Raw genomic sequence first — 13,546 nt, forward strand, 5'->3', positions numbered from 1 at the left:
ACGCAATTTCAGCGCATTGGCTATAGGAAGTTCCTATAGCTACTCACTCAATGTCGCACATATGTTGACATCCTGATTTTGTTGACTGATATCACCATCAGTTAATCAGGATTCGTGCGATATGACCAAGGAAGAAATGGACTCCCTCACACAGGGCCTCGACAGCAAGGCGGCGAAAGTCCGCGCCCTGTACGGTGCTGGGGTGAGTGCAGGCGACATTGGTCGCTATATCGGCATCCGCTATCAGCATGTCTATAACGTGCTGCTACGGGCAGGCCTCATTGTGAAGGCGGCCCCTACCCGAGATCGCGAAAGCGCCCTCGGCCCAGACAGCGAAATCATCGTGGCCAGCATCGGCAAAGACGGCGGGATCGAACTACCAGACTCCGTCATGGACCGTTATGGCCTGAAGGCCGGCGAAGCCGTTTACTGCCAGGCCTTGCCCGAGGGTTTGATGATCCTCAGTCAGGACGCTGCGCTTGCCCACGTCACTCGTATGGCTCGCGAGAAAATGCCTGAACAAGCTGCCCTCATCGAAGCCCTGCTGAAGGGGCGAAGTCCCACCTGACTTGCACTGTTTGACGAACATCTAGCAAGGAACATCACTCATGAATGCGAACAACCCCATCAGGGGGGACGGTCTGATCCGTTCCCTCAAGGTCGAACTGCGCCCGGTTGCGGCAGTGCGCCCTGCCCCACGCAATGCCCGCACCCATAGCGAAATGCAGATCTCGCAGATTGCTTCGTCCATTCGCCAGTTCGGCTTCACCAACCCGATCATCGTCGATGATGAGGGCGTCATCGTTGCCGGACATGGCCGCTACGCTGCCGCAAAGTTGCTGGCGCTCCCCGATGTGCCGGTGGTTCCGATCTCTGACCTCAGTGCGGCAGAGCTGCGTGCTTACGCCTTGGCCGACAACCGCATCGCCCAGAACGCGGGTTGGGACGAGGATGTTTTGCGGATCGAGTTCGAAGAGCTTCATGCTCTGGACCTGAACTTCGATCTTGAGATCACCGGCTTTTCAACCACGGAGATCGACCAGCTCATGGTCATGACGCCGCAGGATGCAAAGCTCGAGAAAATGCCACAGATTGACAAGCGTCAGACCTGCGGGGTCGAGCGCGGTGACCTCTGGGCCCTTGGCAATCATCGCCTGCTGTGTGGTGACACGCGCAGTCCTGAGAGCTTTGCGACATTGATGGGCGATGAGCGCGCGCGGCTTGTCTTCTCCGACCCACCCTTCAACGTGAAGATCGACGGGCATGTCGGTGGCCTCGGCCAGATGAAGCATGCCGAGTTCGCCATGGCCTCAGGCGAGATGAGCGAGAGTGAGTTTACCGGCTTTCTCCAGACCGCTTTTCGCAACGCAGCCGACGTCAGCATGGACGGCGCCATCCATTATCAGTGCATGGACTGGCGGCATGTCGAGGAAATGATGAACGCAGGTCGGGCAGTCTATTCCGAGCTCAAGAACATCTGTGTCTGGAGCAAGGGCAGTGCCGGGATGGGCAGCTTTTATCGCTCCCAGCACGAGCTGGTGTTCGTCTGGAAGGTTGGTACTACGCCTCATCTCAACACGGTCGAACTGGGCAAGAATGGCAGGTATCGTACCAACATCTGGAACTATCGCGGGGCCACCAGGACCGGTGGCGATGCTGAACTGGCGATGCATCCGACGGTAAAGCCGGTGCCAATGATCATGGATGCGATCAAGGATACCTCGAAGGTGGGCGAGATCGTGCTCGATCCCTTCGGTGGCTCAGGCTCTACACTTCTGGCGGCAGAGAAGACGAAGCGTCGTGCACGGCTGATCGAATATGAGCCGGGCTATTGCGAGGTGACCATCCGTCGTTGGCAGGCACTAACGCGCAAGGCGGCCGTGCTGCTGGCAACCGGCGAGAGTTTTGCTGAGGTGGCCGCGCGGCGGATTGCCGATATGGAAGCCATGGCTGATGCAGCGCTTGCTGCCGGAGCGGCGCATGGATGAGCGCGACGGCAAGGGCCGTTTCTCCAAAGGAACCTCCGGCAATCGCCGCGGCCGCCCCAAGTCTCGGCACCGACGCATCGAAACGCCAGAGGATCTCGATGAGATGATCATCGAAGTCATGAACTTGCCAACGACCATTCGCACACCAAAGGGCGAAGAGACGATTCCCCTGATCAGGGCCACCATGCTCCGCTTGGCAACCGGGCAGGCAGAGAACAGACTGGCGGCGTCCTACGCGATATCACTCATGCACACCGCCCTGCTTCAAGCTCAACATAGAGAGAGGCAGCGGCGCAGGTCCGATGCGGAGTCATGACAAAAGTGGTGAAAACCGATGCCTTTCGTGCAACCTTGGCCAGGGAGAGCGCGTCGCGCGCCATCCTCGATCTTGCCAATAGCAGGGTCAGGATCACTTGTCCGGATAGCAAGCGCAGGACTGTCACGCTGCTCGAAGCCCGACTGATCGAGCTGACATCTCCAACCTGCAGACGGCGCCTTTTGTGTCAGGATTTTATCAGCATGGTTCGCACCGCTGCGCAAATTCAGCAGCGCATAAACTTTGAAGACAATGCGCCCTCAGACGCCTGAAAAATCGCGCTTCTCGGCAGTGGTTACGCTGCAAAATCATTTAAGGTCGCATCAGGAAAAAACTGCCTGATACAGCGTCTTGTTGCGAAAGGACGTTGCCATTTTCGACCCTGTTTTACCTGTTAACTGCCAGCGCCAATTGGCTCGGGATTCCCAAGGAAAACTTTAGAAAACAACATCAAAGGAGCCGAATTCTCGACCGATACCCCATCTGATCGCCGCTAAAATATTTTGGTGAGCACCGTCGCCCGTAAGACGAGTTCGCACAAGACTGCGCCCCGCACCAGATAGTCCGTGTTTCTCCGAGATTCGTCAGCCATGGTGTGGCCGCGGCATAACTCGCGCGAAACTGCGCCGTTTTGGCGCCGACGCTTCGCGAACTGAGGTCTACAGACCAAGCACGCGGGCACCGTCGGCCATTTCTATCCCATTATGTCAGTGGCCATTTTCCAAACCTCATGACAGGTCGGCGCTGCGCGGCGTCGAACAAGAAAACGGCCGGAGGACATCCGGCCGACGCTTTCCCTAGATGGGTGACTGAATTTACCTGCAGCCAAGCAAAGCCCGCTGCTCACTCCAGTTGATCGGCAGATCGATGTTGAGCAGTCCTTTGGTCGTAATCGAAACCGGTTGAACACCTTCGATGCACTGCGCCACGATATCTGGCGCAAGCATTGCGATGCGCAGCAGCTGCGCAGAACGCTTGCGGCACTTGCCCTGCGCGTCAGCAAGTGATGCTAGACTATGCTCGGGGGCGCCAAGCAGCGCTAGATGCAGCGCTCGGGCTTCTGCGATCAGCGCGACCAGCGGCTTATTGATCGTATCAGCTGACCGATCCCGCGAGTCGCCAATGATCATGCGAACATCCTTGCCTTGCCGGATGCGGATCGCGCGGCTGGTCAGCTGCACCGGACGGTCATGGGCCAGCTGATCCAGACCCAGGAGGGACTGCAGCTTGTCACGGTGGAGTGTGAGAGTGATGCTCTCCTCTGCCATGTCGATCCGACCGAGGAGCATCGTCAGCATCGCCGGACGCTTTGATGCCTTGTGCAGATCGGCTGCAACCTGGGATGCTCTGGTCAGCGCACCTATGGCACGTTGGGCGCCGACGAACTCGACGAGAGCCCGATGATCCGTGAGCCAGCCCTTCGGGCGGTCCGTGCCGATGCGCTCGATCTCCGGCGCGCTGACCCGCCATCGTTTTTCGCTGCTGCCGATGAGCGTATTGGGATGGGTTACATAATAACGATAGCGCTTGCCCGCCTTGGCCGTGTGGCTGGGCGACATCTTTCGGCCTTCCCCATCGTGGATCAGGCCGGTGAGCAAGCTGCGCCTGGGAGACCGCTTGGCCGGGGGGTTGTTGCGTCCTTCTTCCAGCTGACGCTGTACCGCATCCCAAAGTGCCTCATTGATGATCGCGTCGTGCTGGCCGTCATAGACCGCCCCCTTGTGCACGACCTTGCCGCGATAGATAGCGTTGCCCAACAGGTGTGAGAGCGCGCCGCGGCTGAACGCAATGCCGCCCCGACCATGAAGCTGCCTGGTGCGATAGCCATCGCGCAACAGTTCTTCGACCAGGGCCTGCAGGGAGCCCAGCGCGATATAGCGGTTCATGATGTGGCGGACCTGGCTCGCTTCGGCCTGGTTGATCACCAGCGCCCTGCCCTTCACATCATAGCCAAGCGGGGGGTTACCGCCCATCCACATGCCCTTCTTCTTCGACGCGGCGATCTTGTCGCGGATTCGCTCGCCGGTGACCTCGCGCTCGAACTGGGCAAAGGAGAGCAGCACATTGAGTGTGAGCCGCCCCATGCTGCTGGTGGTGTTGAACGCCTGCGTGACCGAGACGAAGCTGGCGCCCCGGGCATCGAGGATCTCGACGATGCGGGCAAAGTCGGACAGCGCGCGGGTCAGGCGATCGACCTTGTAGACCACGATCACGTCGATCTTTCCGGCTTCCACATCTGCCAGCAGGCGGACCAGCGCGGGGCGATCCATTGACCCACCTGAGTAGCCGCCATCGTCATAGGCGGTCTTGACCAGGGTCCAGCCTTCATGGCGCTGGCTGACGATGTACGCCTCGCAGGCCTCGCGCTGGGCATCGAGGCTGTTGAACGCCTGCTCCAGCCCTTCCTCGCTGGACTTGCGGGTGTAGACGGCGCAGCGCACGGCACCGCGCGGTCCTTCAACGACCTTGGGCCGCCTAGCCATGGTCATGCAGCCGGAAGAAGCGGGGACCAGACCAGGACGTTCCGGTTACCGCGCGGGCAATAGCCGACAGCGACCGATAGCAGCGCTCGTCCCACACATAGCCATCTTCAACCACGGTGACGCTGATGCTACGCCCGTTCCACTGCCGCATAAGATGCATTCCGCTCTTGAGCGGGACGCTCTCCTTGCCGGCAGCAAGGCGACGGAGGGCTTGGCCATGGGAGGGCGATAACCCTCCCATGGTTTTCTCCTGCAGCGCATAGCCGAGCAGTCGGCGCAGCAGATCGGCGCTGACGCGCGGCGGCTCTGAACCCATTGACGATCGCCATTGATCACGCAGCTCGCCCAACGACAGCGCCGCCAGAGCATCAAGGCGTGCCTCCAGGCTCATGCCGCAGCGCTTTCGACCAGACGATAGCAGGCGCGCTCACCGCTCTTGTCCAGCGTGATCCCATGGCCCTTCTTGCGCAGGCCGGTGAGCGCCGCGCGGGTGCTGTGCGGCAGCCAGCCGGTCATGCCGACCAGCTCATCAAGCGATGCGCCCTCGGCGCGGCGGAGCAGATCCAGCACCTGCTCTGATTTTGACCGTGTGCGGTTCGGTGGCGTGACGACGGCCGCGGTAGCAACAGTCTCAGTCTGAGCATTCTGCTCGCTGTCCAGGCCGATCGCGGCACGGCCCGCTTGCGTAATGACAAGCGCGAAGCGATCATCACCCTCTTCCCGCCAGACCTTCGGCAGGTCGGTCGTCGCCGCTTCCTCGATCAAACCCCGCTTGATCAGCGGCGGGATAGCCTTGCGGATCCGGCCTGCCTGGCCCGCGAGATGATCGGGCGGTGGCAGCAAGCTGCCATCGTCACGTTGGGCAGCAGCGGACAGCAGAACGAGTTGCAGGTCGTTGAGCTTGGTCATGGGTGGTCTCCTCTTGCGGAGCAGCACTGCGCTGCTCCCACCACCCACAGCCCTGTCGACCAAGCCGGCAGGGCATATCCGCAGTTCTTTCCAGCGGCTCGACCAGCACCAATGCTCGGTGTGCAGAACAAGTCCAGTCGAATGTGCGCCCTCAGCAATGAGGAAAGCAGCTGTTCGTTCAGCCGGATCGCGCACCTGCTTTGGGAGCGGAGTTTCGCGACTGCTTTTGCGGACAGTCCTGACGGGCAGCTTTTAACTGCTGATCGAGACAAAGCGGACATTCCGAAGCGATGAACGCTATGACTGCCTTCGACCAGACCCAGTCGTTCCCGATCAGAGCAACGAACGTCTCATCCGCCAAGAGCCGCCGGGCGGGTTGCGGGAAGAGAACCCGCAATAGCCGCCATTTGCTGCTTGGGCGGAGCATTGTCGGCTGCCGACCCCAACCTCAGTCGTTCCAATCGAGATAGACGTAAGCTTGTGCTAAAGCCGTGCTATATCATCTGCATCGGAGACTCTGAGTTTTGGGACGGTCTAGGAGCGCGATGACGGAATTTGAAGAAATCGCCCATTCGGGGGGCAAGATCACCGTCAACATCATGACGGATGAGCAGGGGCGGCGGGGGTATCAGCAGACCTACAGCGGCTCACGTCCCAACCCCATGTCCATGATCGCCGTCTGGGCGCTCCAGCAGGGCATTCCCATCGCGTCCGCCAATCTCGGCGGGATCGGCGACCAGCAAGACCCGCCTCCCGTTGGCGGCTGCTACATGATCATGATCGGCTCGGACAGCCGCGGCAAATTCGGCCACCACTGCCCCACGTGCAGTGGCTATTGGCGCAGCGGGCCATGGCCGCAACTCTGCCCCTACTGCCGATTTCAGGATCAGCCCTTCAATTTCCTTTCGGAAGCCCAGCGGCGCTATGTCGCACATTTCTGCCACGCGTTGACCGAAGCCCTGGATGCCGATCAGGATGGCAGCATCACCATCGACATGGACGCCGTGGCCGATGCCGCCGGTCAGGAAGGTGAAAAACCCGCCTTCTATGTGTCCGAGGAGAGCCAGCAGCACAAATTCAACTGCGCGGCCTGTGACGAATATAACGATGTTATCGGGCGCTTCGCTTATTGCTCTGCCTGCGGCACGCGTAACGATCTGGCAATGTTCCGATCGGACATGGCCGCATTGCGCGCGACATCTACAGCGGACAAGAGCAGCAACGCGGTGCGGGACGCGGTGTCGGCCTTCGATAATCTTGTCGGCCAATACACCAAGCAATTCCTTCATCTCGTGCCTCTGTCAAAGCGACGGAGCGAACGCCTGCAGCGCGGCCGCTTCCATGATCTCGGTGCTATCGACGATGTGCTCCAGTGGTTCGATATTAACGTGCTTACAGGCCTTGCGGCGGAAGAGGTCACGTTTCTCAAGCGCATGTTCCTGCGCCGGCACATCTATGAGCATAAGGGCGGCGAGGTCGATCACGCCTATTTGGATGCGTCGGGCGACACGAGCGTGCGGCTAAAGCAGCACATATCGGAAAGATTGGAAGACGTTCACCGGCTGATCAGTGGCCTCGATCGCATGGCGCAGCGGTTGCATGATGGCTTTCACGAGCTACTGCAGCCACTCGAAGGGCCGATCCGCGCTTATGCAGAACGTCTGGCGCGTCAAAAGGCTTATAGCGAGGGGCGATAAAGAATCAGCTGCGCCAACCAGAAAAATTCACATGTGGCCTAGTCTTACAGCTCTAGGCTGCGCTTATCTGCACAGTTTTGCCCGAATAATGGCTCTATTAAATCCGCAATCGAATGTTGCTAGTTCGCTTTCGGTCTAGCCTGTTGCACTCCCAATTGGTGCTGACAGTTTTTCAGAATGTCCGCTGTCCGCCTCATATCTGCCATCCACAAGCTCTGTTGCTTACGGCAGGAAAGTCCCAGTTCGCGGCATTAAAAACGGGACTGAACGAATGGCCGCTTTCGGGATGATCGTTCAACGGTCTGAATGTCGAAATTGGGGCGGGAGGCGACCATCCCAAGTCTTACCATAGCTATAACCGCCGCGCTTCCTATCTACAGAGAATGAGGATATTTTCGATCGGATATGAAGGTGCGACCCAGGCGGAGTTTGTATCCGCTTTGCTTGGTGCCGGCGTGAAATGCGTCGCTGACGTTCGCGCAGTCCCGCTTTCCCGCCGACCGGGCTTTTCGAAGAATATTTTGGCGGCCGGGTTACGAGAGGCGGATATTGCCTATGTCGGATTTAAGGCTCTTGGCACGCCCCCTGCAGGCCGCGAAGCTGCGAGAAAAGGCGATCATGCTCGCTTGGCCGAGGTTTATGCTGGTCAGCTGGAACTGCCCGAAGCAATCGCGCAAGGAGCGCAGTTATGCGACCTCGTGAACGAGACGCCTACCGCCTTGCTTTGTTTCGAGCGCAACCCAGAGAGTTGTCACCGTTCTCTACTGGTTGGCGCTCTCATGCATGACGCAGAGGTCACGCATTTGTTCGCATGAGCGTCAGATATGTTCGCAAATCCAGCTAGGGCCCTCCCCACTAACGAATGTCCGGCTCCGACACTCAAGCGAAGCGTGCTGAACAACGGCTATGTTGGCGGCAACCGACCAAACCTGGTCGTTCAGATCCGGCGTAACGGACGTCTGCTCCAAGCAATAGCAGTCGTTCGGGCCTCTTCATTCCGACGGGCAGGACGCGCAAACATATCACGTCAATGAGGTGCCAGTTCCCCTGCCCAGCGCCTTATTACCATTGGGCCGAGACACCGACACAGTGCTGACCGATGCTTCTGATGCACGCTCAACATGAGGGGTTGGCCGCCTTTCCGCTCTTAGGAGACAGTGAGATCTGACCTCTGGCGGAGATAGCGTAGGTGCAGGAAAGGTGCGAGCCCATTTTGGAGGATGAGCGCGTCGCGCTGCGCAACCGCGCCTGGCACCGTTATTTCGCTAGGCGCGTGCCCGTTGGTGAGGTGAAAGATCTGATGCAGGACGTGCTCGCCAGCACAACCGTCAGAAAAGCCCTCAGATCGAGAAGTTGCAGGGCGCTCATTCGCAGGCCAATAGTTGCTTTCGTCTACTATGAGGTGCTGCTAGGACGAACGGATATAAGCGCTGGAAAACAAAATTTTTGCAGTCTGCGCGGGGGGATGGACGAATGAGGGGGAGCCACAGCGCGGTAGCGCGACCTGAGGAATGGCATTGCCGCAGGATTGCTATCTCGCAGTTCCCCCGCAACCAGCGCACTTTTCTAATCGCTTTTGCCCTTCACGCTTTGGCTGCCTGCTCGGAAAAAGCGCCACCGCCGCCGCCTACACCGCAAGTCATTATCGCAAAACCCTTCAGCCGCAATGTGGCCGATTGGGTAGATTATGCAGGACGTTTTGAAGCGGTGGACGCCATCGATGTGCGTCCGCGAGTCTCTGGCTTGCTGCAATCGGTCCACTTCAAGGACGGGCAGTCCGTCACGCGCGGACAATTGCTCTTCACGCTCGATCAACGGCCCTTCGCCGCAAGACTGGCGCAAGCCCGCGCCGGCGTCGCCCGTGCGCAAGCGGCGCTCGCCAGAACCTCGGCTGATTATAAACGCGCGACTGCCCTGATCGGCGATGGCTTCATCAGCCAGTCCCTGGTCGATACCCGCCTTGCTGATTGGGAGCAGGCGTCCGCTGAGCTGGCCAACGCCCGCGCCGTCGCGCAGGCCGCATCGCTGGATCTCTCGTTCACGCGCATCACGGCGCCAGCAAGCGGGCGGGCATCCTATCGCAGGCTTGCAGCAGGCAATCTGGTCTCGGCCGAGCAGACCTTGCTCACCACCATCATGACACAGAACCCCATGCGCTTTGTGTTCGATGCGCCGGAGCGTGCTTTCCTGCAATTCCGCCGGGCTCGTGAGAGTGGCGCTGTCGTGCAGATCCGCCTTGAGGATGAAACCGAGTTCAGTTGGGCCGGTCAGATCGAGATGCTGGACAATGCGCTCGATCGAAGCTCCGGCACCATCCGCGGACAAGCGCTCGTACAGAACCCCACCGGCTTGCTCACGCCCGGCATGTTTGGGAGGATGCGCTGGACTTTGGGCGCGCCTAGCCCTGCACTGCTTGTTCCAGAGAAGGCGATCATTGTCGATCAGACCCGTCCGACCGTATTCGTCGTCGGCAAGGATGGTCTGATTGCCCAGCGCATTGTGGAGCTGGGCAATATAGCGGACGGCCTGCGGGTGATCCGCAGCGGCCTCGCGCCCGGCGAGCAGGTCGTCATCGCCGGCATGCAGCGCGCGCGAGTGGGGCAGAAGGTCGTCGCCAAGCTAGGCAAGATCGAACCTGAGCGGCCCGCACCGGGAGCGACCAAGTGAGCGCCGCCAACGCGCGGATGAGCTTCTCGCATTTCTTCATCGCGCGACCCATCTTTGCTTGCGCCTTGTCGCTGTTCATTCTGCTCGTCGGCATCATTAGCTATTGGCGCTTGCCGGTCGACCAATATCCAAAAATCTCGCCGCCGGTGGTCAGCGTCACCGCCGTCTATCCCGGCGCGTCTGCCGAGGTTATGGCGGACACCGTTGCAGCCCCACTGGAGCAACAGATCAATGGCGTGGACAACACGCTGTATGTGAGTTCGACCGCGATTGCGGATGGCCGCGTGACGATCAACATCAGCTTCCAGATCGGCACCGATCCTGATTTGGCGCAGGTGCAGGTGCAGAACCGCGTGCAGACCGCGCTGCCCCAGCTGCCGCAGGAAGTGCAAAATCTCGGCGTGACGGTGCGCAAGGCGCAGAACGACACACTGATGATCGTCCACATGCTGTCGACTTCACCCAGTATCGATCGCGAATATCTCGCCAACTACGCAACCATGCAGGTGCGCGAACGGCTGCTCCGCCTGCCCGGCGTGGGCGATGTCGGAACATTCGCTTCACGTGATTATGCCATGCGCATCTGGATCGACCCGGACAAGGCAGCCGCGCGCGACCTGACCGTGCAAGAGATATTGGCGGCGCTGCGCGGCAACAATATCCAGCTTGCGGCGGGAACGGTTGGCGGCGCGCAAATGAGCCAGAATCCCGGCCCTACCCAATATAATCTGAATGTTCAGAGCAAGCTCAACCAGCCCAAAGAGTTCGAGCAAATCATCGTCAAACGCGATGCGCAAGGGCGCGTCACCCGCATCGGCGACATTGCGCGGGTGGAGCTGGGCGCACAGACCTATTCGATCAACGCCTATCTCGATCAGGGAGAAGCCTATCCCCTAAGTGTTTCGCAGGCATCGGGCGGCAATGCACTCCAGACGGCCAACGCCGTTCGCGAGACGATGAAGGAACTCGCCAAGAGTTTCCCGCCCGGCGTTTCCTACCGGATCGTATTCAACCCCAGCCAATATATCAGCGATTCCGTGAACAAGTTGCGCGACACGATGGTCGAGGCGGTCATTCTCGTTGTGATCGTCGTCATATTGTTCCTGCAAAGCTGGCGCACCGCCATCATCCCGTTGTTGGCCATACCCATCTCGCTAGTCGGCACCTTCGCTGTCATGGCGGCGGCGGGCTTCTCGCTCAACAACCTCTCGCTGTTCGGGCTGGTTCTTTCCATCGGGATCGTGGTGGATGATGCCATCGTCGTGGTGGAAAATGCCGAGCGCCATATTCGCGCAGGCGTTTCCCCGCGCGAGGCGGCGTATCGGACTATGAATGAGGTGGGGGGCGCGCTCATCGGCATCGCGCTGGTGCTGGTGGCCGTGTTCGTGCCGACCGCCTTCATGGGCGGCGTCACGGGGCAATTCTACAAGCAGTTCGCACTGACGGTGACCGCCGCAACCGTCATCTCGCTCATCGTGTCGCTTACCCTCTCGCCCGCCCTGTGCGCGCTGCTACTGCGCCAGCATGACAGTGTCCCGCCGCGCACCGCCATCATGCGTTGGCTGCACCGGAGCGGCGAGCGCTTTACGATGATGTTTGACCGCTTCGGTCAAAGCTATGGCAGGCTCACACGGCGCTTGCTGCGTATGATGGGCCTCGTCTTCATCCTCTATATCGGCTTGCTGTTGCTCACCGGTTGGCGGCTCTATGACACGCCGCGCGGTTTCGTGCCTCAGCAGGATCAGAGCCTCGCCGTCGTCGCGATCAATCTGCCGACCGGCGCCAGCCTTGCACGCACCGATGCCGTCGTGCGGCAGGCCATCGATGTCATGCTGGAGACACCGGGCGTTCAGGCAGCCTCCGTCTATGCGGGCGTGGATGCGATGGGCATGTCCGTCCAGTCCAGCGCCGGACAGCTTTATGCCATCATGGAGCCGTTCAGCGAGCGGTTGCCCAAGGGACTGACCGCGGACGTCATCGTCGCCGACCTGCGCAAGCGCTTCTCGAGCATGACCGAGGCGGACATTCGTCTCATCATGCCGCCACCGGTGCGCGGCCTTGGCACGGCGGGCGGCTTCCGCCTCATGGTGGAGGACCGTGGCGGGCACGGCTACGCGGCGCTCGATGCTGTGACACGCGATCTCGCCGCGGCGGCCGCTGAAGAGCCCGCCATTTCCCAGAGCTTCACTAATTTCAACATGCGCAGCCCGCGCATCGCGGTGGAGGTGGACCGCGATAAGGCCGAGATGCTCGGTGTGGAAAGCCAGGATGTTTATGCCGCGCTCCAGACCTACATGGCGGGCTCCTACGTCAACAACATGACCCTGCTTGGCCATAGCTTCCAGGTGATTGCGCAAGCGGACCCGGCCTATCGGGAGAATGCGGACCTGCTGGGGCAGATAAAAACGCGCTCGGCGTCCGGCACGATGGTCCCGCTCGACGCGGTCGCTAAGCTCACGCCCTCGACCGGGCCGTATCGCGTTCAGCGCTACAATCTCTATCCATCGACCGATATTCAGGGCGAGGCAGCGCCGGGCTATTCCTCCGGCGAGGCGATGGAAGCGATGGAGCGGATCGCCGCTCAGCGCCTCCCCGCAGGCTTTGGCTTCGAGTGGACGGACTTGGCCTATCAGCAGCGTGTTGCGGGCGGCAGCGGTGAACTTGCCTTCGGGCTGGCGATCATCTTCGTGTTCATCGCGCTGGCGGCATTTTATGAGAGCCTGACGCTGCCGCTCGCGATCATCATGATCATACCGCTCTGCCTGCTCTCCGCCATTCTGGGCGTGAACCTGCGAGGCGAGGACAATAATATTCTCACGCAGATCGGCATGGTGGTGCTGATTGGCCTTGCGGCGAAGAACGCAATTCTGATCGTGGAATTTGCACGCCAGGCCGAGGATGAGGGCCTGTCCTCCCGGGAAGCCGCGATCATCGCCGCGCGCATCCGCCTGCGTCCGATCCTCATGACGTCTTTCGCGTTCATCGCCGGCGTGGTCCCCCTCGCTTTTGCGACGGGCGCCGGTGCGGAATTGCGCCAAGCGCTGGGAACAGCCGTCTTCTACGGGATGATCGGCCTGACCCTGCTCGGCCTCATCTTTGCGCCAATCTTCTATGTGGCCTGCAGGATGCTCGGCGACCGGGTTTCAGGCACAATGGAGCGTCGACGCGCAAGACGCGATCTTGATGTGTCTGACACTGCTGTTGAGAAGATCTCGCGGGAGTGAGCCCTTTCGCCGACTGAGGCCACTAGCAACTCGACTTCACATCATCTGCTGATATGGCCACGACCTTGGAATGCTCAAGCCCCCTGTGTCCGCGATACTCAAGCTCTCTACCCCCGGTTGTGCTTCCCCAGAGTAGATGTAGATCAAATCGTGAACGTTTCAACGGTCCTGGGCGAGTAATTCACGAATTTGTGGAAAGCGGCTCAGCGGTTCGATGAATTAGGTGTCGTCTGTCAGCAGCGCTGCTCTAATCCCAGCTCAC

Annotated in this window: 11 protein-coding genes; 8 read left to right on the plus strand and 3 right to left on the minus strand. The window is 60.1% G+C overall.

The window, feature by feature from the left end; all coding sequences use genetic code 11:
• Nucleotides 1-121 precede the first annotated feature (121 nt).
• Genes M2334_RS15110 through M2334_RS15125 form a run of 4 tightly spaced genes read left to right on the plus strand, consistent with a single transcriptional unit; the run spans nt 122 to nt 2,576 of the window.
• Nucleotides 122-568, plus strand: a complete 447-nt coding sequence (locus tag M2334_RS15110; protein WP_264605849.1) for a hypothetical protein — start codon at nt 122-124, stop codon at nt 566-568.
• Nucleotides 569-608: 40 nt separating this feature from the next.
• Nucleotides 609-1,988 (plus strand): site-specific DNA-methyltransferase, encoded by a 1,380-nt coding sequence (locus M2334_RS15115; RefSeq protein ID WP_264605850.1) that lies wholly within the window; start codon nt 609-611, stop codon nt 1,986-1,988.
• Entirely contained in the window at nt 1,981-2,304 is a 324-nt protein-coding gene (locus tag M2334_RS15120; protein WP_264605851.1) for a DUF5681 domain-containing protein, read from the plus strand. Before M2334_RS15115 ends, M2334_RS15120 begins: the two co-directional genes overlap by 8 nt.
• Nucleotides 2,301-2,576: a hypothetical protein gene (locus M2334_RS15125; protein ID WP_264605852.1), complete on the plus strand. Its 276-nt coding sequence runs from the start codon at nt 2,301-2,303 to the stop codon at nt 2,574-2,576. The genes M2334_RS15120 and M2334_RS15125 overlap by 4 nt, the downstream gene beginning before the upstream one ends.
• 543 nt (nt 2,577-3,119) lie before the next feature.
• Here M2334_RS15125 and M2334_RS15130 read toward each other — a convergent pair.
• The 3 genes from M2334_RS15130 to M2334_RS15140 are packed head-to-tail and all read right to left on the minus strand — an operon-like array spanning nt 3,120 to nt 5,696.
• On the minus strand, nt 3,120-4,793 hold the full coding sequence (locus tag M2334_RS15130) for a recombinase family protein (protein WP_264605853.1): 1,674 nt from the start codon (nt 4,791-4,793) through the stop codon (nt 3,120-3,122).
• A complete protein-coding gene (locus M2334_RS15135; protein ID WP_264605854.1) occupies nt 4,780-5,178 on the minus strand; it encodes a DUF2924 domain-containing protein in 399 nt (132 codons plus the stop codon). Before M2334_RS15135 ends, M2334_RS15130 begins: the two co-directional genes overlap by 14 nt.
• Nucleotides 5,175-5,696 carry a DUF3489 domain-containing protein gene (locus tag M2334_RS15140; RefSeq protein ID WP_264605855.1) on the minus strand — a complete coding sequence of 174 codons (522 nt, stop codon included), beginning with the start codon at nt 5,694-5,696 and terminating at the stop codon, nt 5,175-5,177. Before M2334_RS15140 ends, M2334_RS15135 begins: the two co-directional genes overlap by 4 nt.
• Before the next feature lie 545 nt (nt 5,697-6,241).
• On the opposite strand from M2334_RS15140, the gene M2334_RS15145 reads away from it, so the two are divergent.
• The 4 genes from M2334_RS15145 (at nt 6,242) to M2334_RS15160 (ending at nt 13,284) form a co-directional block, all read left to right on the plus strand.
• Entirely contained in the window at nt 6,242-7,393 is a 1,152-nt protein-coding gene (locus M2334_RS15145) for a hypothetical protein (protein ID WP_264595187.1), read from the plus strand.
• Between the two features lie 383 nt (nt 7,394-7,776).
• Complete coding sequence (locus M2334_RS15150) at nt 7,777-8,208, plus strand: DUF488 family protein (RefSeq protein WP_264605856.1); 432 nt, start codon at nt 7,777-7,779, stop codon at nt 8,206-8,208.
• A 775-nt stretch (nt 8,209-8,983) separates the two neighbouring features.
• Nucleotides 8,984-10,060, plus strand: a complete 1,077-nt coding sequence (locus M2334_RS15155; protein WP_413716150.1) for an efflux RND transporter periplasmic adaptor subunit — start codon at nt 8,984-8,986, stop codon at nt 10,058-10,060.
• Nucleotides 10,057-13,284: a multidrug efflux RND transporter permease subunit gene (locus M2334_RS15160; RefSeq protein WP_319801353.1), complete on the plus strand. Its 3,228-nt coding sequence runs from the start codon at nt 10,057-10,059 to the stop codon at nt 13,282-13,284. The genes M2334_RS15155 and M2334_RS15160 overlap by 4 nt, the downstream gene beginning before the upstream one ends.
• Nucleotides 13,285-13,546 lie beyond the last annotated feature (262 nt).

Origin of the sequence: Sphingobium sp. B11D3D (assembly GCF_025961755.1) — a bacterium.
Classification (GTDB): Bacteria; Pseudomonadota; Alphaproteobacteria; order Sphingomonadales; family Sphingomonadaceae; genus Sphingobium.

Excerpts from the sequence above, each read along its gene's own strand:
- M2334_RS15125 (WP_264605852.1), top strand. The coding sequence starts at position 2,301 with ATGACAAAAGTGGTGAAAACCGATGCCTTTCGTGCAACCTTGGCCAGG.
- M2334_RS15135 (WP_264605854.1), bottom strand. The coding sequence starts at position 5,178 with ATGAGCCTGGAGGCACGCCTTGATGCTCTGGCGGCGCTGTCGTTGGGC.
- M2334_RS15130 (WP_264605853.1), bottom strand. The coding sequence starts at position 4,793 with ATGACCATGGCTAGGCGGCCCAAGGTCGTTGAAGGACCGCGCGGTGCC.
- M2334_RS15150 (WP_264605856.1), top strand. The coding sequence starts at position 7,777 with ATGAGGATATTTTCGATCGGATATGAAGGTGCGACCCAGGCGGAGTTT.
- M2334_RS15110 (WP_264605849.1), top strand. The coding sequence starts at position 122 with ATGACCAAGGAAGAAATGGACTCCCTCACACAGGGCCTCGACAGCAAG.
- M2334_RS15140 (WP_264605855.1), bottom strand. The coding sequence starts at position 5,696 with ATGACCAAGCTCAACGACCTGCAACTCGTTCTGCTGTCCGCTGCTGCC.
- M2334_RS15145 (WP_264595187.1), top strand. The coding sequence starts at position 6,242 with ATGACGGAATTTGAAGAAATCGCCCATTCGGGGGGCAAGATCACCGTC.
- M2334_RS15120 (WP_264605851.1), top strand. The coding sequence starts at position 1,981 with ATGGATGAGCGCGACGGCAAGGGCCGTTTCTCCAAAGGAACCTCCGGC.
- M2334_RS15115 (WP_264605850.1), top strand. The coding sequence starts at position 609 with ATGAATGCGAACAACCCCATCAGGGGGGACGGTCTGATCCGTTCCCTC.